The following is a 20578-nucleotide window of genomic DNA, read 5'->3' on the forward strand; positions in this document are numbered from 1 at the left end:
CTTATTTATCCACTATTACGAATGAACCCTTAGCTCCGGGGATGGAACCTTTAACTACTAACAGATTCTGCTCCGCGAAAACCTTAACTACTTCAAGGTTTTGTATTTTAACACGGGCGTTTCCGGTTTGACCTGCCATGCGCATACCTTTAAATACACGTGATGGCCATGATGACGCACCCAAAGAACCTGGCGCACGTAAACGGTTGTGCTGACCGTGAGTTTGCATACCCACGCCGCCAAAACCATGACGTTTTACCACACCCTGAAAACCCTTACCTTTTGAGGTACCTACCACGTCAACAAAATCTCCCGCAGCAAAAATGTCGACAGTAACGGTGTCGCCTAATGCTTTTTGATCTTCGAAAGTTTTGAATTCAACCAGTTTACGCTTTGGAGCGCTACCGGCTTTCTGGAAGTGTCCTTTTAGAGGGGCAGAAGTGTTTTTTTCCTTTTTGTCGCCATACGCTAACTGAACAGCAGCGTATCCGTCTGTATCCACAGACTTAACTTGTGTTACCACGCAAGGGCCAGCTTCGATTACTGTGCAGGGAATGTTTTTCCCTGTTCTGTCGAAAATGCTGGTCATTCCTACTTTTTACCAATAATTCCTGACATTTTTTTAATTGTTTTTGTGCCCATCGAAGCAGTAGGGCTTCGTTCAAGGCATATTTCTCCCCCGAAAGGGACGGCAAAGATAGAAACTTTGTATTAATTATCAAATAGTTAGTAAGTTATTTTTTTATAATTTTTGCATCCGCGTTTTAACATATGTTTGAAAGGTATTTGGCTAAGCATTAGCCGGTTTGATTTTTTGACTTTTCACAGCCATTTTGGAAGGTATGCTACCGCATCACCCGGCTGACGGCGTAAAACTGAAGATGGGCCGGGGAAATTTTTAAAGATTGGGGGGATTGAGGGGCTATTTGCTGACAGCATGCCGACCATGAACCCTTAAGCAAAGAATTAGCATGTCAGCCTAAAAATCACAGATCCTTTATGCGGCTTGTTAACTCACTATCACTTATGCTATCCAGATCAGATTTATCATAGATAGATAATAAGTAAACCGTTCCATTAACAACCTGAACATAGGTAATTATTCTTGCACCGGCCGATTTCCCTTATTTTTTGAAGTAATAGCCATCCGAATTTTATAACAGTTATTTCCTAAAGGAGTTCCCGATTTCGGATTTTCAACTAATTCGGCAATTAAAACTGTTAAATCCTTCTTTAAAGAAATGTACTTTTTAGAAAGTTTCTTAAGTTCACGGACAAACGCCGGGGTTGGCAGAATCTTAAAGCTCATTAAGTAATTCTTGTATCGTTTTTGCTTCAACCTTACCCTGCTGATGCAACCTGACAAACTTTACTGACTCTTCCAGATCGTCTAATACCTGTTTTTTCTTCTTCTCGCCTTTTGTCTCTTTGTCTTTCTTTATAGAAATAACCTTCCCTCCTAACTGCTCGACCAGATCGGCCAGCGTTTTCCCTGCCTTTTCGGGTATTTCGATTGTTAACGTTGTCATATAACAAATTTAAACATTTATAATAACAATTGAACAGCAATGACATAACGCCCCCGATGCAGGCCTGGCCATGGAAAGCCCCCATCCGGCGCGGGCATGCAACGCCGGCAAAAGCGTGGTATACTCGCGATTTACAGTAATTCAGTTCTATTTTATGGCGCCGATTTTTTTGAACAAGTGCATTACCTTGCGCAAACAAGCTAAAGCGTACACCGCCCCGGGTTTCAAAACTGTCTTTTTTTATTAATTGCCTGCTTTTCAATAGTTCAGAAAGTTCCTGGGGTTGATCTTCAACGGAATATGTAAGTACCCACAAACGCTTAACGGCATAGGGACAATGCGTATTTAAAAGGCTATCCTTATAGATTACATCAAGCCGCCTATCTATAACACCTAAATCTTTATAGTATTTTACCGGTAAGCCTGTTAAGTTGCCCGTATAAAGGGCATCGCCTTTTTCAAATTTTTTATTGATGGTTTCAATCCCCCTTTTAATATCATCATGCTGCGTGTAAGGCGGTTGGTGTATAAATACAACCCTGGCCATTAATGCCGGAAACAGTAAAAAGATAAAACCGACGGCTTTTCCAAATCTCAGATGAGATAGCCCGGTGACTAAAAACTCATAGCTGAATACGCACGTAATGACCAGGCCAGGGGTTAAGTATAAATATAATCGGGTTTCAAATGGATATAATTTAAGCCCGGATAAAACAAGATGGACGCAAACCGGCAGTAATGTTAATATCATGAGATCGTATCTTCTGTACCTAACCAACAGTATGACACCCAGGCCGAATAATACCAAAATACAGGTCCCGATAAGCTGCCCGAAGTAAAAAGAAAATAAAAAATGCCGTGAAAACGACCTGCTATCCACCCCCAAAACGACGAATCAAAGGGCATAAAAGCACCCGCGTTTGACCAGTACCCAACCATTTTATGTTGCGTTGGATGGCTGTAGATAAACACAAAATAATATAAAGCAAAGAAAACACCCCAACACAAATTGGTGATTATAAAATGCCTGCCCAGGGGCCTATTTTCCGATCTTGATTTATAAAACAGGTATATATCAACCGTAAGCAGGATAATTGGTGTGATGTTGGAGAGATATATGCAGATTGAGCCCAGTACCAAAAGCTTATAGTAAAATCCCTTTAATGCTTTCTCTTCAATCAACAGATAATAGAATATGGCAATTACCAGAAGATCGACAATATACTGTTTGGCCTCGCTTGAGTAATAAATTATGGTTTGATTAAAAATGACCAGGCTCAATCCTAAAATAATGCTGTAAATGCTTTTGAAAAGCCTGCTTAGTATCCGGCCAAAAAGGGGCAGGAACGCCAAATAGCAGATAAGGGGGAATACCTTAAGCGCATAATCTGATTTGGGCACCAGCGATATAAATGCTTTTTGAATAAGCAGGAACAACACAGGCGCAACCCCATTATAATCAAGAGGCCGGAACAGACCAACAGCATTACGGTGTATTAAATTAAGGGTTAATACAGCTTCATCAAGCCATACGCCCCGGTCGCTTAAAAATTGAATCCCCGCTAATACTATTGCAATTATAAAAAGGGCGTATAAAACAAATCTTTGGGTTAGGTATCTGTTCACTTACATTCCGGGTTAAGGCTTTTAGATTTGAGCCTAAACTACAAAAGTATTTAGATTTTTCCCCGAAAGCTAACCAACAAAAACCGGCACCGCACCTGTCGCCCGGAACATTGCCCTAATTCATAACCACCGAACTTGCGGGCACTTCATCAGCATGCGAAAACGAGCGCGTGAAGCCCGCCTTGTAATAAGGCAGCTTTTCGGTACGGTTTTGCGCCTTTAAACTTTGGTACATGCCCAGCATCGACCAGCCGTTACCCGGGTTACGTTCCAGGTCTTCGCGGAAAACTTTTTCGGCCTGCGGGTTATAATCGGTTTTGAGCAGGTAAGCCCCCAGGAACTGTCTTGCCGGGATAGGCCACTCGGCAGGCTCCGAGTAAATCATGTTATCTTCTGTTTGCACTGCTTTTTTTAATGCCGCCATACCATCATCAAACTTATTGCGGCCAAGTAAAATAGCACCATCCAATATATTTTCGGCAACGGTGGCGCCATCCAGTGCGATATTAAAAGGAATATGCCGCTGTTTTAAAGAGGCATCATTAAGCCTGCCACGCAATAAAGCAAGCTGGGCCACGGCCGAATCCTGCCCGCCCGTATACAGAAATGCCATTCCGCGGGCAAAATGGTATAACACCCGCGCATAGGCCCAGTCGCCATTGGGGCCAACGCTGTCTTTCAGCAGTTCGTGCCATTTGCCAAGGCGCATCATGGTAAATACAGGCATCATGTACAGGTATTGCGAATAAGTATCGCCTGCCGAAGGTTTTACAGCATTGCGGCAGCGTTGGGCCGCTTCCATTCCCCGCTCGTACATAGCCCCGTTAAAGGCACAAAGTGTTTCGACAGCGTAAAAGTGAGAGTTTATTTTTGTGAGCTTTAAATTGGGCGCCAGGGCGGCATAAGTAACAATACATTTTGCTGCTTTTTCATTAACGTCAACGCCCTGAAAATATAAACCATTGCGCTGATAAACATGACTGGCCATATGCACCATATGCCCGATACCGGGGAACAACCTTTTTAAAGCCCCTGCATTGGGCAGCGCGGCGCCGGGGTTACGCGAAGCCTCGGTTAAGTGGATATAATAATGCAGCGCCGCCGGGTGCTCCGGATTGGTATTTAAAACGCCTTTGCACAAGGTAACCAGTTCGGCTGTCCAGGGTTTATCGGTACCGTCGGGCGCCCAAAAATCCCAGGGGTGAATGAGCATTACCGCGTCGATATACAGCATCTTAAGGTCGGCATCGGTTGGGTAAGCCTGCATCAGTTTCTTCAGATCCTGTGCATAAGCTTCATTATCGCTTGCGTTGGTGCCACCATGCGGGTAACGAAGGTTCATCGCCGCTATCAAGGCTTTTTCCTTTTCGGGAGCGCTGCCGGCAACGGCGTTCATTTGTTTCAAAACAGCAGGCAAACCGGCGGGCGCAACATACGGCCCGCCTGCGTTATAGTAAGGGCCCAGGCTTAAAGCCTGCCCCCAGTAAGTCATAGCGGCCGAGGGGTCAAAGCGCGACGCTTCTTTGAACGAGGCAAATGCCTCCTTCATGTGGTAGCTGTAATACATAGTTAAGCCCTGGTTAAAGTAAAACCGGGCGCTATCGTTACCGGTAGCTATAACATAGCTGTGATGTCCCCAACCGGGTAAGCGCTGTATAAATTTGCCATTCCCCGCCGTATCTGCATCCTGCACTATACCCGATCCGCACATTACCGGGATTACCGGTTTTGTTTTGCCCGATACTTTTAATTTTTTTCCCTGGAACGCAAACAAATAGGTAGCGAACAACACCACAGGGAACACAAATAACAGCGATACCTTTTTCATGTTCGACTTTTTTAAATGAGGACTATAATTGGCAGGTATGAAAACCTATACTAATATAAGGTATTGTGAGGAGGAATGGATGAGGGAATTGAATTGGGTTGGATAGTATATTTTGTTGAGCCGAAGGCAGATAAATGTAAATTAAGAAGTAGCGGTGAAATTTATATTATTCTTAAATCTTAACCCGTGAAGGGTATTAAAAATGACGGCATCCATCATAAAAACAAAGGACCGGCTTCACCGGTCCTCTGAATAGCATACCAAAGCAAAATTTACTTAAGCGTAAATTACATCCAGTGAAATAGGCACATTCAAGGCTTTGGAGATGATACAATTTGCTTTTGCACCTTCAGCAATTTCTTTAAACTGCTGCTCACTAAGACCCTCAATAACAGTGGCTTTCAGGTTTAAAGCTATAGCTGTTATACTTAATGCCTGCATATCCAGGTCAAGAATGGCGTCGGTAGTCAGATCCCCAGGGATATAACCCGCCTGTGTTAATGCTGCGCCAACCGCCATGGTAAAACAACCGGCATGGGCCGCTGCAATCAGTTCTTCAGGATTGGTACCTACGCCTTCGGCAAAACGGGTTTTGAAAGAATATTGTGTTTTATTTAATACGGTGCTTTGAGTAGTGATCTCGCCCTTACCATCCTGTAAGGTACCGTTCCAATGTGCATTTGCTGTACGTTTCATGATTTTGTTTTTTGTTGTTGTGTCTTCCGACAGAACAAAAGTACTGTTGTCAATCGCATGAAATTTTAACCTGGGTTAAAATTGGAATGGAGGATTATCAGGGGATTGTCAAGTGTTTTGAAGTGGCTTGTTGTTCAATTTATCTCACTAAATCACAGTGCTGGTAATCAAACCATTACCTCCGTCGAAATTCAGCTCTATAAACTCAACGCCTGTTTATCAGGTCTTTCTCCCATTTTTCAAACATCCTCTTCTCAAAATTATCCAAACCTTTAATCCTGAATAACCCGAGCAGGAGTAAAAACAGCGTTGCTCCGATGGTAAATGATCCGCCAATCCATGCAAGCTTATTACCATTCCGTTTTTCAAACGACTCGTAAACAGGCGAAAGCATTGTTTGCTCTCCTTCAGCAACATCATCGCGCGAGTTTATGGCCGCCTCGTAGTTGGATACCTCACCATCATTAGGTAAGCGGGCCAGGTATATAAATTTGTTTAACGGCTTGTATTTAAAAGCTGTGTCGCAATCTTTTGCAAACTGACTGAAATAGGAATTCTTTTCACTCGTGGATAAACTATTGCTGATAGTTTTGTGGTATTTAAAAACAAACCACGCGGCAGGCTCTATTTTCGGGATTATAGGCTTTATCTTAAATTTATAACTCCGGGTTACAACCGCTAACGCGCCGTATTTACCGGCATCCCCATATTTAGGCATTACCATAGTAGGATTGACATAACGCATCATCATTATCGAGTCGGCAGGTAATTTTTTTAAAAACAACATATTGCGCAGCGTATCATTAATGATCACCAGTGTTTTAGGGTTTACCCTTTTTCGCATAGCAGCTATCTTGCTGGTATCGGGGAAAATACGGTCAAAAACCGGAACCGCGGCATAAGCATCCATATTAAAATCTGCATTATTTTTACCACTAACAGAAAATATAACCTTAAAGTGGGCCATATGCTTGTTAGGATACTTCTGTTTAACGGTATAGTACTTAGTCTGCGGCACATAATGTACCTCGCTTATGCTATCCAGACGTGTTAGCTTACCGGTAGCTGATTCAAGATAATTTTGTGCGATACAGATAGGTACAGCAAATGTAAAACCGCCTACCATTAACAAAATAGTTATTGGATCACGACTGGTTGCTTTATATGCCTTTAATTGCCTCAACTTAGGAAAAAGCAAAAGCTGTGGCAAAACAAGACCTACAATACCGGGGATAAGAAAATCGGCATCTTTATCTTTCAGCGTAAAAACATTAAACCTGATAAGCAGCAGCCAATGCAAAAAGGTATAAATAATTATGATGCAAATGCCTATAAAAACAAGGGGTAAAAAAATGTACTTAAACTTGGCTTTGAACTGGCGCATGTAAAGTTCAGGTTGTGATCAATAAGTTTTAAATATACTGAACGAAAAATTACAGGCAAAAAATTGTTCTGATTTATGAAACGCTCGCGGTAGCGTCGCCGTGACACACGCCTATCCCCTTAAAATAAGGCAATAAAAAATTTTCAGAAAAAATTGCGTAACCCAGAAGTTACTTATACATTTACGTAACTTTAAAGTTACCCATTTTAACAAGGCCTGTTAAATAATGAATTATTCAACTTAAAGATCAAAAAAATGACAACTACAGATTTCACAACAACCTTATTGGTAAACCAAAGCCCTGAAGAAGTTTTTGATGCGTTAAAAAATGTCCGGGGATGGTGGTCAGGCTTGCATTCGGAAATATTTGAAGGCAAGTCGGAAAAACTTGGCGACGAGTTTTCATTCTTTGCCGGCGACGGAGCGCACTACACCAAACAAAAACTTGTTGAATTGGTCCCCAACAAGAAAATAGCCTGGCTGATTACCGATAGCAAACTAACTTTTACACAAAACCAAACCGAGTGGACCGGCACCAAACTTTGCTTTGAAATTTTTGCGGAGGGCGATGCCACAAAAATTGTATTCACCCATGTTGGACTGGTACCAGAATTTGAATGTTATCACGCCTGCGCACCGGCATGGACACAATATATCCAGGAGCGGTTGTTAAACTGGATAAATACAGCTGCAGCAAGCAAAACAGTGTCAGCGGCGCAGTAATGCGTAATCTGGTATATCTGTTTTCATATCATTGGCTCGCACATGTGGCAAGCCAATGATATGTTTTTTTATACAGTGAGTAAATTTATACATCCACTGGTCGAAGTTTAGCGACAGCGTAACTTCGTCCTAAAATGAGTTAAGCTTTCAGCTTAACTGGCCTTACCGATCAGTGCATGTAAGGGCCATCATTAGTACCAACAGCCGATCTCGATGGAAAAAAACTTCCTCCGTTTATCTATCTTTGAGAAACAAATAACCTTATGACAATAAAGTTAAGCGACTTCTTCCCTAAGAAATCAGTAGATGAGCCGGCATTGGAACTTGACGACCCAAGATGGTCAACCTTAGAAGGCGGTTACAGAGGAACATTATATGATGCTTCAATAGCCTTGAAGAAACTTGAACTTGCAGACAATAAACAAACTGTTAACCAAATCTATCAAGAACTATGGAACGAGCTACACCATCAGGGGGATGTTGGCTTGGCATCATATTATTCGGTTCCTCTTTTGGTTCGGATATCGCTACAAAAACAAATTGTAGACTATAATATACTTGGACTGATTTCGGTTATCGAAATACAAAGGCATAAGAACAATCCTCAAATACCAAACTCGCTAAAACCAAACTACAATAAAGCGATTGAAGATTTAGCAGATCTTGCGAAGCTTGCTATGAATCAATATTGGGATTTGGATTTAGCAGCAACGGCATTAACAGCTATTGCATTAGCTAAGGGGCAAGTAAAGTTGGCAAATGCTATTCTGAATATGGATAGTGAAGATACCATAGATGAGTTTCTCGAATCCTATAGTTAGCCATTGGCGATATATTCCTTGATACAATGAAGAAAAAACTTTGTGGCTTAGAATTTAATATAGAGAATATAGAGCAGATCATTAACATGGGCGGCCCATGGATTTGCTCTATATACCTCGAAAACCATTTAATTTCAGACCATTGTGTTATCGACAATATTTTAGAAGATCCTTCCTTTAAAAGAGTTTATTTCGTTAAATATCACTGTACCTCAAAATGGAAATCAGATAACTTCTTTACTTTGAATTACTTTTCGGTTAATGATAATGAGATCTATCAATCAAAACGAAGATTTGAAATGCTCTATCTTAAAAAACTTTTGAATCAGGAAAGCATCGAGATATTCTATGCATTCCATGACAAAAACCAAGATAGAAGAGATGTCTTCGCAGTCTCTGAACAATTTGATATAATATCAGAATATTTGAAATGACCTTAGCTTTTCTGAAAGCTTACAACCAATGTCAGTGTTCAATTTTTCAAAAACAGGGTGTTCAACATTTTACGAGCCAAAATTACAACCCACTGACTATCAATACCAATCTGTTCAAAACAGCGAATAGATGATTTTACAGACTTTATAAACAACTGATTATCAACAACAATAAAATCCCAAAAAACAACAAGTGTTCACACCTTAAAAAATTGAACACCTGCTAATCAAGCTTAAATCCGAAATCGAACATCCGAATTCCCAAATCAAAAAATTACTCCATCATCAACCTCCGGATCAGCTCCGCGCTCTGGGCTTTGCCCTCTTCAAGCCGGTGACTAAAGAATGCCTGCGTATCGTTAAAGTGTTTCTTATATCCCTCCATATCCCCATATCCAATAATAGCCGACCATTCCCTCACCGCCGAGTGAAACTCCAGGTCGTCGCCGCGGATGGTTTTATCGTACAGCGCTGTTTCCAATGATTCTTCCAGCAGCTCTTCGTTCTTGAAAAGGTATTCGGCAATGCCCAAACGCAGGCGGAAGGGCGGGGTTTGGCAAATAAGGTTATCATACGGGTTAACGCCGAGGTGGTACCAGGCATCAACCATGCTCAGGATACTGAGGTGCGAGTTTGGCTTTTGATGATCGGCATGCTGTGACAGCGAAAACTCCTTCATCACGGTATCATTAAGCATAATAGGCTTGCGGCTTTCGTGAAAAACAAAGTCGCGTGCGCGATAAAGGCGTTGCTTAAATGCATCGGCCTCTTCCTTGATCATCAACTTAAACAACTCCGACTCCGATTCGGCATAACGTTTCACCTGCTGGCGGGCATACGGGTTGAGGATGGCCAACCCGGCGTAAACGTGGGCCTTATAGCTGAAGATGCGGAGGGTGGTCAGGATCTTCACATTATCTATCCCCCCAATATATGAAGCGTTTTCCCAGGGGAAAAATCCGGCCGATTTCCAGGCCGTGCCCATGCTCTCAAAACCAACGTGGGTAACGGCCTGGGTATCGGCTACGATGCGGTCGTGCTCGTGGTAGTCGGCAATTTCAACTATATTGCTGCCAATGGCTGTAAACAGGTCATACATGCGCTGGTAGGCATCGGGCGTTGAGCGGTGCGGGATCAGGATGAGGGTTTGCCCGGCGGGTTCAAACCCCGGGCCGTGCATCCCATGAAAGGTAACTATCTGGGCATCGGCAGGCAGGTGCTTTTCAAAGGTGGCAATCTCCGGGGACTTAACCGAAGTTTGTCCGGCCACAATGGCACCGTATTTGGTTGAAGGGCCATACTCAGCAACCACGCGCTCCATGCTATCGGCCTCAACCGAATAGATGATGAGGTCGTTGATACGGGCAACATCGCTGCCGTGATCCATAACGGTGATGCCGTGGGGCGTAAGCTCTTCTTCAAGCTTTTCACGGTTGGCCGGCAGGTCGCAGCCCGAAACGGTGTAACCAGCCTTTGCAAAAGCCTTTGCGTAAAGGCGGCCCATATCGCCTAACCCAATAATACCTATATTCATGCCGCTAATATAACTATGAGTAGGTTAATTACGTACGAAAGCTTATTTTAGCCTCAAAAACGCAGGGTGTATATAATAAAAACCGTAAACATCCTGTTTTGTTAATAGCATATACCTAATTTTACATTTGATGAACAAGCATTTACTACTTACGATAACGGTTTTAATAGCGATGATAACGGGCAGTGTTGCGGCAACTTTTGCACAGGACAGCACCAGGAAAAAACCGCTACCTTAAAGCCCAATGCTATTCCGCCAATTGTAAGATCGAGCCCGGCAGCGCTTAAAAATCCGGCTGCAACGCCGCAACAACCGGCTAAATCTGCTTATACCCTGCCCAAAATCAGTGCTGCTGCCGATTCGGCCCTGCAAAAAGATAAAAGCCTTAATGGCCAGTACAAATACCTGCTCAGCAAACTATACCACTATCAGCAGCCGCTGGTTGCCGCCCTGTGGAAAAACATGAAGGATACCCTCAACACCGAGCGCCGCCAGCTTAAAGAGGCCCGGGCCAAACTTGCCGAACAGGGTAAAAATGTTGAAAGCCTTAAATCTGACGCAAGCAGTAAGGAGCAAGCCCTTAATGAATCAAATGCCAAACGCGATGAGATAAGCCTATTAGGCATTCCGTTTACTAAAGCAACATACAACCTGGTAATGTGGGGCTTGGTTATTGTTTTTGGAGTGGTTGCCGTTATCGTGATAGCCCGCTCGGGTGCACACAGCCGCGAAGCCAAATACCGCATCAAGCTTTACGAAGAGCTTGACGAAGAATACAAAGCCTATAAAGCTAAAGCCAACGAAAAAGAAAAGAAACTTGCCCGCGAACTTCAAACCGAACGCAATAAGCTTGATGAACTGTTAGGCAGAGGGTAATTTTTTTGATTTCGGAATTGAGATTTTCGATTTCGAATTTTTTATCGGCAACTTAACATTTATTGATTTTATTTGTCATCTTGAGTGATAGCGAAAGATCTTCTTGACTTTGCATAACTGCTATACAGGACGAAGAAGATGATTCACTATGTTCAGCATAACAAAATATTAACGCCTACTATGCCCAACACCAACCTGCTTTCCCTTATAACCCAACTACGTTCCATTGCCGATACAGGTCTGCTATACGCCAAAAACGAATACGATATTGAACGTTACCAGGAACTGCAACACCTGAGCACTAAAATGTTTGATGAGGTAAGCGGCTATGGTGCAGAAACCATCAACCTGCTATTTCCACAGGCAACGGATTACCCTACTGCCAAAGTTGATTTACGCGGCATCCTGCTATCGCCGGATAATAAAATCTTGCTGGCCAGGGAGAGCGGAGATGGAAAATGGTCGTTACCTGGTGGATGGGGCGATATAGGCTATACACCTAAGGAAACCATAGTAAAAGAGTTTTGGGAGGAAACCGGCTTGCAGGTTACTGCCGACAGGCTGCTGGCCGTATTTGATAAAAAAATGCACCCACACCCGCCACAGCCTTTTTATGTATATAAAATGGTTTTCTACTGTAAAGCCATAACCACAGAAATTAATAAAGGCTTTGATGTGCTGGATGTGCAGTATTTTGACATCAGCAATCTGCCCCCACTATCGGAAGACCGGATCCTGAAAAGCCAGATAGAACTACTCTACCAAAAGATCATTACTAACGATATCAGCGTTTGGGCAGATTGATTAATGCTAACTGCGCCAACTCATATCTAACCCAAACTGTTACTGCAACTGTCGCTGCTACTAAAAAACTACTCCTTCAAATCAGGCAGCGTACGTTTATCAGCCGGTAGTGCCAGATACTTCTTGTACGAATCATTGATATAAACCGCCATGGAAGGGCCGTTGTTATTTTTGACAAACTCGTATGAAGGCCTGTAAATAGTCATGAAGTTCTCCAGCTCCTGTCCGCGCAGCGGGATAATGCTTTGTACGTAATTCATGGTAAACACTTCGTCAACATGGCGTTCTTCTTCCTCGTGTTTAAAGTACTTTTTAAGGCGGCGGGCATCTTTTGCCTCCTTGCTAAACCACGATGTAGGTGATAGCGGATAAACTTTAGCGCGGGTATACACTTCCGGATACTCTTTGTGAGCGTCAAATGTTTCGCGTTTGGCGCTGATATTAACCTGCCTCAGGGCTATGGTTTGGGCAACCATCTCTATTTTCTTATTGGTAAAATCGGTTACATATAAGGTATCTGATACATAACCCGGAGAGCTAAAAATCAGGGTGTGCCCTGTTTCTGTACGGATAGTGAAATTACCTTTACTATCGGTAAGTGTCATTTGCCTGTTTTGGTTGTCTCGCACAAAAACATCGCTCATTTTATTGTTTTTGCCCAACTCAACAACAGTCCCTTTTACAGTGGTTTGAGCATTTACGGTATAAGCCCAAAATAGCAAGGCAGATAATATAAGGTATGGGTATTTCATAGCAGATTATTTGAGCTGTAAATTAAACTTATTTTTTGTTCCAAAGGTTTTCATTTTAACACTTTTTCACCGCTGCGCTAACTTAAATGACAAAACACTGAATCAGCTCATAATATAGTGCAAAAAAAACGCCCCATCAAATTGATGGAGCGGATGGCAAGTCATTATTGTTGTATTATGTCCCGGTATCGTTTTACTCAGGATTTAGGTTAATATCGGTTAACTTTAAAATCAGAGATCCCACCACTCATATGGATCAGGATCCTGTTTTTTGCGGCATCAAAGCCATCGGTTTCGTAGTCGTTATCACTCTTTTTACTAAAGCCCTCAAACTCGTTTGATGAGAGGCCGGTATTGGAGGTGATACGGCATGCAGCACCTTTTGGTACCCTTATAGTAACCTCAGATGCACCGGTTGAAACCTCTATATTAGTATTGGCAAGAGGGGCTCCAAGCTTCACATCAAACGATGCTGCACCGCCCTTTAAAGATAAGCTTTTTATTTTAAATTTTGAAAGATCAAAATTTAAATCTGTTGCACCTGTAGTTACGTCAATATCCCAAACCGGATTGGTGTTTAATTTGATGTCGGCCTTGTTGTTTTTGCGGTCGTCGGAGTCAAAATGAAAACCTTTATTATTTTTCAAATTAAGGTTAAGCACATATACCGAATCATCCTTACTATGGTTAAAGGTATACTTACCGTAAAGTTCCTGCGTTTGGGCATTGAACAAATCGGCAGTGCTATCGCTTAAATTATAAATGGTACCGCCGCCGCTGATGTTAAGGCGGGCATGTTTAATATCCGCAGTATACTCCTGTTTAAAAGTTTTATCGCCGCCTATTTTAACCACACCCTGATCGGTGTTGGTGGTATCGCTGTCGTCGTCATTGTTATAATCATCGCTGTGGAAGGTCCATGCATTTGGCCAAAAATGGTAGCGTTTGCCAAAGTTGCCAAATACCAGCAAGGCAAAGCAGCCTACTACAACCGCCAGCTTCAGGATAGTAGCTAATGGCGACCGGTTGCCTGCAAATACCAGGCTGATACCCCCCATTATTAAAAATATAGGCCATAGGTACAGGAGGTTCATCCAGTCGAAATTTATTACGTGGAAGTTATCCAGCAGGAATACCACTCCCAACAATACCAGGATCGCGCCCGGAACAAGTTTATCGCTTCTCATAATATTATATAGTTGGAGGTGTATCTTTTGTTTCTGTTTCTTCTTTTGCAGGTTCGGCTTCCGGAGCGTCCGTTACCTCGTTAGCATGCCAGTTTTGTTTTTCCCATGGCTGTTTTTTTATTCCTGAAATTATCAGGGCAATACCGGCGCCTACCAGCATTACGGGCCAAAGGCTTTCAAAATCCCAGTCGGGCATCAGGTCAAGCTCGTTAAGCAGAAATATCGACCCTAAAAATATCATCGCCACGCCAAATATTAACCCAACTGTTGAAGCCTGCTTTTTAGGAGGATTTACAAATGGCGGAGAATTGAAAGGCCGGCCGGCAAATTTCGGGTCGTAAAAGGGCCCTGATTGTGGGGCACCTGTAAACGGGTTGTCCTGCGGAGGTACCCTGTAATCAACGCCGGGGGTAAAGTCAAAACCTTTCTTGGGCAGTACTATCCACAATACTATATATATAGGTAAGCTAAAGCCCTTTAAAATAAGGGCAACTAAAAATGCAGCCCTGACAACTGCCACGTCCGTGCCGAAATGCTCAGCAAGGCCCGCGCAAACACCGCCTATTACCTTTCGGTGTTCATCGCGATGAAGTTTCTTTTCCATAATTTATGTTCGTTTATGTTTTAAGTTGATTTATCATAACTGGCCCGGCGCAGGTTTGATGATGATTTCGTCGACATTGGCGCCGGGGCTCATCCTATAAATATTGATGATTGCCGATGCTATGTCTTCGGGCAGCACCATGGTGTTTGGGTCAACCACCGCGTCTTTCCATGAATCCGTTAACGTTGATCCGGGAATTACGGCGGTAACTTTTACACCATGCTCCTGCATCTCGAGCCTCATTACTCTTGTTAGACCTAACAACGCATACTTTGTTACACTGTAACTCCCCGCTTGTGGTACAGGGTTTATTGCGGCTACCGAACATATATTAAAAAAGTGTCCGTTACGCGCCTTTGCCATAGTTTTACCAAAATAACGGTACAACTCATAGGTCGGCATCAGGTTGGTATTCATCTGAATTGGAAGGGTATCCTCATTATCATCCAATATACTTGCGGGGATGAACGTGCCCAGGTTATTTACTACAACATCAATAAAACCAAGTTCGTTCTCGGCAGCTGAAGCAAACTTCAACAGTTCGGCTTTTTTGCTGCCATCGGCCTTCATAGCAAAAACCTTTACCCCTGCATCAACCTGTTCAAGTTCATCTTTAAAATTTAATAATTCTTGCTCATTCCGCGAACAAATTGCCACGTTTAATCCTTCATTAGCAAAAGCAATTGCAATTGAGCGGCCCATGCCTTTAGTTGAACCGGTGATGAGTACGTTTTTCATGTTGTTAAATTAATTTTTATAGTTAGTGAAGCTTTATGCCCGCAATTTACGTAAGCAGAGTAATTGAAACGCTTATAAAATTGAATTTAAATGACTGGTTTTAACACCTGACCATTTAGGCTTAAAGGTAAAAAGCGTATTTTTAACCGATTTTTTATGCATCTACATGTTTCATAGCTTAGGAAAATATATACTCTTACTGCGTTTAAGTTTCAGGAAACCCGAAAAATTCAGTGTATACTGGGCCGAGATCATGCGTGAGATGGTTTCGGTGGGTATTGGCTCTTTGGGCATTGTTGCTATTATTTCGCTTTTTATTGGCGCGGTAGCTACCATCCAAACGGCTTTCCAGCTTATCAGCGATTTTATCCCCAAAACAGTGGTAGGCGGTATTACCCGCGATTCAACTATCCTGGAGTTTAGCCCTACCATATCGGCACTGGTTTTGGCCGGCCGCGTAGGCTCTGCCATGGCATCGCAAATTGGCACAATGCGCGTTACGGAACAGATAGACGCCCTGGAGATTATGGGTGTAAATGCCCCTGGTTATTTGATATCGCCCAAAATCATTTCCGGTGTTACCATGATCCCCTTACTGGTTATTGTTTCTGTAGGTTTAGGATTAACCGGCGGCTATATTGCCTGTTGGGCATCAAATGATGTATCAACCAACGATTATTTGAGAGGCCTGACCGACGGATTTAACCCGGTTATTGTCACCGTTTGCGCCGTTAAAGCGATATCATTCGGCTTCGTAATTACCTCCATATGTTCATACCAGGGCTTTTATGTTAACGGCGGATCACTTGAGGTTGGCCAATCTGCAACACGCGGAGTGGTGTGGAGCTGTATCATGATCCTGTTTTGTGACCTTATCATTTCACGCCTGTTACTATGATCGAAATACAAGACGTATATAAAAGCTTCGGCGAAAACGAAGTACTGAAGGGCATCACTGCAATTTTCCATCCCGGAAAAAACAACCTGATCATCGGTGGGTCTGGTTCTGGTAAAACCACCTTGCTTAAATGCATTGTTGGGCTGCATGAACCTACTAAGGGCGATGTGATTTTTGATGGCGAGAATTTTACCAATATGAATTTTGAGCAACGCGTGCCTATCCGTACTCAAATAGGGATGCTTTTTCAGAACTCGGCCCTTTTTGACTCCATGACAGTTGAGCAAAATATCATGTTTCCGCTTAACCTGTTCACCGATCAATCAAAAAGCGAAAAACTTGACCGCGCCAACTTTTGTCTCGAAAGGGTTAACCTTGCCGGCAAAAACAAATTATATCCGTCCGAACTATCAGGAGGTATGAAAAAACGTGTGGGTATTGCCCGCGCCATTTCCATGCAACCTAAATATTTGTTTGTTGACGAACCTAACTCGGGCCTTGACCCGGTAACATCTATCCTGATAGATGAACTGATTGCCGAACTTACAGCAGAGTACAGCATTACTACCGTAGTGGTAACCCACGATATGAACTCGGTAATGGGGATTGGCGATCACATCATTTTCCTTCACCAGGGTAAAAAATGGTGGGAAGGATCGAATAAGGAGATAGCCAAAACCGACAACAAAGAGCTCAACGAATTTGTATTTGCCAGTCCGTTTATGCGGGCAGCGAAGGCAACTTTGTAGTTGACGGTTTTCAGTGGCAGTAAGCAGTGTGTGCAGAGTTATCTGCATGTATTTTTATAATAACTATATTTGCAACCAATTTATTGACTGGGGCATGCAAACTGCCAACAGCATACTGCAAACTGAATAAGAATGATCCAATTACTTACCCCAACGCACTGGAAAGATTACGAACTGATTGATTGCGGCGACTTTGAAAAGCTGGAACGTTTTGGGAATATCATACTCATCCGCCCCGAACCGCAGGCCGTTTGGAACAAAACCCTGCCCGCTTCAGAGTGGCAGCGCTTGCACCATATCAAGTTTAAAGGCCGTTCGGCAACATCAGGCGAGTGGTTAAAAAAAGATCCTAAAACTCCCGACCGCTGGCATATCGAATATAAAAACAAGGAAGGCGCCATTAAATTCAGGCTGGGCCTTACCTCGTTTAAACATGTTGGTATCTTCCCGGAACAGGCTGTAAACTGGGATTACATTAGCCAAAACGTTAAACGCTTCAAAACGCCAGATCCTAAAGTACTTAACCTGTTTGCCTATACCGGCGGTGCTTCATTAATTGCGCGCGCCGCAGGTGCCGATACCACTCACGTTGACTCCATTAAACAAGTAGTTACCTGGGCCAATGAAAATCAGGAAATTTCAGGACTTAAAGATATACGCTGGGTTGTTGAGGATGCCCTGAAGTTTGTTAAACGCGAATTGAAACGCGGTAAAAAATACAATGGCATCATTCTCGATCCGCCAGCTTACGGCAATGGGCCAAACGGCGAAAAATGGAAACTGGAAGATAATATCACCGAAATGATGCGTGATGTAACCCAACTGCTCGACCCTGAAGAGCATTTCCTGATCCTGAACACTTACTCTCTTGGATTTTCATCTGTAATAGTTGAAAACCTCATTAAAAGCTCGTTCCCGCAGGTGCAAAACCTCGAAATTGGCGAGCTTTACCTGCAGGCAACAGCCGGGCCAAAACTACCTCTAGGGGTTTTTGGAAAGTTTCATAAAATTAAAAGTAATTAATTTCCAATATCTATCTTTGGCGGCGACCAAACCAACACAATTGCTGCTTTATAAGTAGCTGGAAATTAAATTAATTAAACACGCCTTACATACACCTGCATTATATTGAACGTTAAAACAATGAAATTAAAAACGCTTGTACTATCCGCTACATTTGTGGCATCGGCAGCTTTGCTTTTAAACAGCTGCTCTCAAAACGGCAGCAATGCCAAAACCGACGGTAAAAAAACCGCCGCTGCAGTTAAAGGTGATTCGGCCCAGGCTGAAACAGCAGATACCTTAAGCGTTAAAAAATCTACCTACCCTCCTGTCGATAAAAAGTTGTACGATTCGTTGATGAAATTCAACGCGCACGGTGATACTACAGGCAGATGGCCAGTAAAAAATACACCTTATCCAATTGGTGGAGCTATTTTACCATTCAAACGTGTAGTTGCTTATTACGGTAACCTATACTCAAAAAGAATGGGCATTTTGGGCGAATTGCCGCCAAACGAAATGCTTGCCAAATTAAAAGGCGAAGTAAAACATTGGGAAAAGGCAGATCCTAAAACTCCTGTTCAACCTGCGTTGCATTACATTGCCGTTGTAGCCCAGGGCGATGGCGGTAAAGACGGCAAATTCCGTTACCGTATGCCATTTAAACAGATCGACAGCGTATTGGTACTGGCTAAAAAAGCCCATGCTATTGTATTTTTAGATGTACAGGTAGCTTTAAGCAACATCCGCGCAGAATTACCACTACTTGAAAAATACCTGGAATTGCCACAAGTACATTTTGGTATGGACCCTGAATTTTCGATGAAAGACGGAACTCATCCGGGTAAAAAGATAGGTACTTATGATGCCGATGATATCAACTACGTATCAGACTATCTTGCCAAAATTGTTAAGAAAAATGGCCTGCCGCCAAAGATCCTGGTAGTGCACCGCTTTACTAAAAAAATGGTAACCAACTACAAGAGTATCAAATTGCACCCGGAAATTCAACTGGTAATGAACATGGATGGCTGGGGCGAACCTGACCTAAAAACCGGCACTTACCGCTACTTCATTAACCAGGAGCCGGTACAGTTTACAGGCTTTAAATTGTTTTACAAAAACGACATCAAAAAACCACCTCACCACATGTTAACCCCTGAGGAGGTTTTATCAAGATACAAACCATACCCGATTTATATCCAGTATCAATAAGTCGGAAGTCTTAAGTAGGAAGTTAAAAGTCCTGAGTAGGTAATAATATATTATTTACTCAGGGCTTTTGCATTTAAAGCCATATACTTGAAAAATCAATTTTTGACTTAGAACTCCGAACTTAAGACTTAGAACTATGTTTAAATGGGGCATTATTGGTTGTGGGCGAATTTCGCACAGGTTTATGCAGGGATTTGCAGCTGTTGACGGTGTTGAACTCGTAGCTTCTTATTCCCGCCGGCCTGAAACTGTTGATGCCTTTGTTGCACAATATGGAGGTATAGCATGTAGAAGCATCGATGAATTACTCGCCAGTGATATCGATGCCATTTATATAGCTACGCTGCCTGACAGCCATGCCGCTTACAGCATTGCCGCACTTAAAGCTGGCAAGCATGTGCTTTGTGAAAAACCGGTTACTGTTAATCTTGCCGAACTGGACGAGCTGCTTGCTGTTGCTAAACAAACCGGCTTACTTTTTATGGAAGGAATGAAACCGCCCTTCTACCCTTTATACGGCAAATTAAAAGAATATATTGCTAATGACCCTATCGGCCCGGTGGGTTATGTAAGAGCAGGTTCTGCCGTGGCCGATTGTCCGCCGGGTCATCCAAATTATAATCTTGAACTTGTTGGCGGTAGTCTGATGGGCATTGCCATTTACGAAGCTTTTTTAGCACTCGACTGGCTCGGTCCCATGCAAGATATTCAAACCATGGGCAAGTTTGGTGAAACCGGAATCGATATGTTTGCCATTTTTCAAACACTGCATCAAAACGGTTACGCACAACTATATTGTGGCTTTGATATGCATGGAAAAGGCGACGCGCTAATAGTGGGCACGCTGGGACATATTACCATCCACAAAAACTGGTGGAACCCTGCAAAGGCAACTATCAGCTACCTTGATGGCCGCACAGTAGAACTGAATGAACCATTCATCGCCGGAGGGCTAAATTATGAGATCATCCATTTCTGTGAACTCATAAAGCAGCGCAAAACCGAAAGCCCGATACTGCCACACGAACTGTCGAGACAAATGATAGCTATGATAGATCAGGCGAGGGCACAAATAGGTTTAAAATATCCGGTGGAAAAGTAAAATATATAGTAAACAAAAAATGTCATTGAGCGAAGTGCGGCAATGACATGGGCTTTTAATTTATCTTATCGTTTTA

21 protein-coding genes and 1 pseudogene are annotated in these 20578 nt (G+C 42.9%); 10 read left to right on the forward strand and 12 right to left on the reverse strand.

Going from position 1 to position 20578, the window contains the following annotated elements:
- Window position 1: 1 nt before the first annotated feature.
- The 7 genes and pseudogenes from rplC to ACRQ5D_RS03390 all read right to left on the reverse strand — a co-directional run bounded on the left by rplC (window position 2) and on the right by ACRQ5D_RS03390 (window position 7063).
- Window positions 2-618 (reverse strand): annotated as a pseudogene (gene rplC, locus ACRQ5D_RS03360) (50S ribosomal protein L3).
- A gap of 481 nt (window positions 619-1099) precedes the next feature.
- Window positions 1100-1309, reverse strand: coding sequence for a type II toxin-antitoxin system RelE family toxin (locus tag ACRQ5D_RS03365; RefSeq protein ID WP_256337385.1), 210 nt, complete (start codon window positions 1307-1309; stop codon window positions 1100-1102).
- A complete protein-coding gene (locus ACRQ5D_RS03370; RefSeq protein WP_091165371.1) occupies window positions 1299-1529 on the reverse strand; it encodes a hypothetical protein in 231 nt (76 codons plus the stop codon). Before ACRQ5D_RS03370 ends, ACRQ5D_RS03365 begins: the two co-directional genes overlap by 11 nt.
- Window positions 1530-2276: 747 nt before the next feature.
- Complete coding sequence (locus ACRQ5D_RS03375; protein WP_432328447.1) at window positions 2277-3155, reverse strand: hypothetical protein; 879 nt, start codon at window positions 3153-3155, stop codon at window positions 2277-2279.
- A 115-nt stretch (window positions 3156-3270) separates the two neighbouring features.
- Window positions 3271-4983: a hypothetical protein gene (locus tag ACRQ5D_RS03380; protein WP_091165365.1), complete on the reverse strand. Its 1713-nt coding sequence runs from the start codon at window positions 4981-4983 to the stop codon at window positions 3271-3273.
- A gap of 276 nt (window positions 4984-5259) precedes the next feature.
- The gene (locus ACRQ5D_RS03385) at window positions 5260-5679 is read right to left on the reverse strand and encodes an OsmC family protein (RefSeq protein ID WP_091165363.1); all 420 of its coding nucleotides are present in this window, start codon (window positions 5677-5679) and stop codon (window positions 5260-5262) included.
- 205 nt (window positions 5680-5884) lie between these two features.
- Window positions 5885-7063 carry a hypothetical protein gene (locus ACRQ5D_RS03390; RefSeq protein WP_091165360.1) on the reverse strand — a complete coding sequence of 393 codons (1179 nt, stop codon included), beginning with the start codon at window positions 7061-7063 and terminating at the stop codon, window positions 5885-5887.
- Window positions 7064-7318: 255 nt separating this feature from the next.
- Here ACRQ5D_RS03390 and ACRQ5D_RS03395 point away from each other — a divergent pair, with 255 nt between their 5' ends.
- The 3 genes from ACRQ5D_RS03395 to ACRQ5D_RS03405 all read left to right on the forward strand — a co-directional run bounded on the left by ACRQ5D_RS03395 (window position 7319) and on the right by ACRQ5D_RS03405 (window position 9041).
- Entirely contained in the window at window positions 7319-7786 is a 468-nt protein-coding gene (locus ACRQ5D_RS03395) for an SRPBCC family protein (protein ID WP_091165357.1), read from the forward strand.
- A 263-nt stretch (window positions 7787-8049) separates the two neighbouring features.
- The gene (locus tag ACRQ5D_RS03400; protein WP_091165354.1) at window positions 8050-8607 is read left to right on the forward strand and encodes a hypothetical protein; all 558 of its coding nucleotides are present in this window, start codon (window positions 8050-8052) and stop codon (window positions 8605-8607) included.
- 26 nt (window positions 8608-8633) lie between these two features.
- Window positions 8634-9041, forward strand: a complete 408-nt coding sequence (locus ACRQ5D_RS03405; RefSeq protein ID WP_091165351.1) for a hypothetical protein — start codon at window positions 8634-8636, stop codon at window positions 9039-9041.
- Between the two features lie 274 nt (window positions 9042-9315).
- Here ACRQ5D_RS03405 and ACRQ5D_RS03410 read toward each other — a convergent pair whose 3' ends face one another.
- The gene (locus tag ACRQ5D_RS03410) at window positions 9316-10575 is read right to left on the reverse strand and encodes a prephenate dehydrogenase (protein WP_091165348.1); all 1260 of its coding nucleotides are present in this window, start codon (window positions 10573-10575) and stop codon (window positions 9316-9318) included.
- A 462-nt stretch (window positions 10576-11037) separates the two neighbouring features.
- Here ACRQ5D_RS03410 and ACRQ5D_RS03415 point away from each other — a divergent pair, with 462 nt between their 5' ends.
- Window positions 11038-11451 carry a hypothetical protein gene (locus tag ACRQ5D_RS03415; protein ID WP_431199087.1) on the forward strand — a complete coding sequence of 138 codons (414 nt, stop codon included), beginning with the start codon at window positions 11038-11040 and terminating at the stop codon, window positions 11449-11451.
- Window positions 11452-11589: 138 nt separating this feature from the next.
- A complete protein-coding gene (locus ACRQ5D_RS03420) occupies window positions 11590-12255 on the forward strand; it encodes an NUDIX hydrolase (RefSeq protein ID WP_218134395.1) in 666 nt (221 codons plus the stop codon).
- Window positions 12256-12323: 68 nt separating this feature from the next.
- On the opposite strand, the gene ACRQ5D_RS03425 is transcribed toward ACRQ5D_RS03420, so the two are convergent.
- The 4 genes from ACRQ5D_RS03425 to ACRQ5D_RS03440 form a co-directional block, all read right to left on the reverse strand.
- Window positions 12324-13007, reverse strand: a complete 684-nt coding sequence (locus tag ACRQ5D_RS03425; protein ID WP_091165341.1) for a carboxypeptidase-like regulatory domain-containing protein — start codon at window positions 13005-13007, stop codon at window positions 12324-12326.
- Between the two features lie 209 nt (window positions 13008-13216).
- Window positions 13217-14194, reverse strand: coding sequence for a LiaI-LiaF-like domain-containing protein (locus ACRQ5D_RS03430; RefSeq protein WP_091165337.1), 978 nt, complete (start codon window positions 14192-14194; stop codon window positions 13217-13219).
- Window positions 14195-14198: 4 nt separating this feature from the next.
- Entirely contained in the window at window positions 14199-14798 is a 600-nt protein-coding gene (locus tag ACRQ5D_RS03435) for a PspC domain-containing protein (RefSeq protein ID WP_091165334.1), read from the reverse strand.
- Between the two features lie 33 nt (window positions 14799-14831).
- Window positions 14832-15536 carry an SDR family oxidoreductase gene (locus tag ACRQ5D_RS03440; protein ID WP_091165331.1) on the reverse strand — a complete coding sequence of 235 codons (705 nt, stop codon included), beginning with the start codon at window positions 15534-15536 and terminating at the stop codon, window positions 14832-14834.
- Window positions 15537-15702: 166 nt separating this feature from the next.
- Between ACRQ5D_RS03440 and ACRQ5D_RS03445 the strand changes: the two genes are divergently transcribed.
- The 5 genes from ACRQ5D_RS03445 (at window position 15703) to ACRQ5D_RS03465 (ending at window position 20502) form a co-directional block, all read left to right on the forward strand.
- Window positions 15703-16434 (forward strand): MlaE family ABC transporter permease, encoded by a 732-nt coding sequence (locus ACRQ5D_RS03445; RefSeq protein WP_090529338.1) that lies wholly within the window; start codon window positions 15703-15705, stop codon window positions 16432-16434.
- On the forward strand, window positions 16431-17183 hold the full coding sequence (locus ACRQ5D_RS03450; protein ID WP_090529341.1) for an ABC transporter ATP-binding protein: 753 nt from the start codon (window positions 16431-16433) through the stop codon (window positions 17181-17183). Before ACRQ5D_RS03445 ends, ACRQ5D_RS03450 begins: the two co-directional genes overlap by 4 nt.
- A 132-nt stretch (window positions 17184-17315) precedes the next feature.
- Window positions 17316-18206, forward strand: a complete 891-nt coding sequence (locus tag ACRQ5D_RS03455; protein WP_091165327.1) for a class I SAM-dependent methyltransferase — start codon at window positions 17316-17318, stop codon at window positions 18204-18206.
- A gap of 120 nt (window positions 18207-18326) precedes the next feature.
- Entirely contained in the window at window positions 18327-19400 is a 1074-nt protein-coding gene (locus ACRQ5D_RS03460) for a DUF4148 domain-containing protein (RefSeq protein WP_091165325.1), read from the forward strand.
- A gap of 136 nt (window positions 19401-19536) precedes the next feature.
- On the forward strand, window positions 19537-20502 hold the full coding sequence (locus ACRQ5D_RS03465; RefSeq protein WP_091165322.1) for a Gfo/Idh/MocA family protein: 966 nt from the start codon (window positions 19537-19539) through the stop codon (window positions 20500-20502).
- The last annotated feature ends 76 nt before the right edge of the window (window positions 20503-20578 follow it).

Origin of the sequence: Mucilaginibacter sp. P25, assembly GCF_050859465.1 — a bacterium.
Lineage (GTDB): Bacteria > Bacteroidota > Bacteroidia > Sphingobacteriales > Sphingobacteriaceae > Mucilaginibacter > Mucilaginibacter gossypii.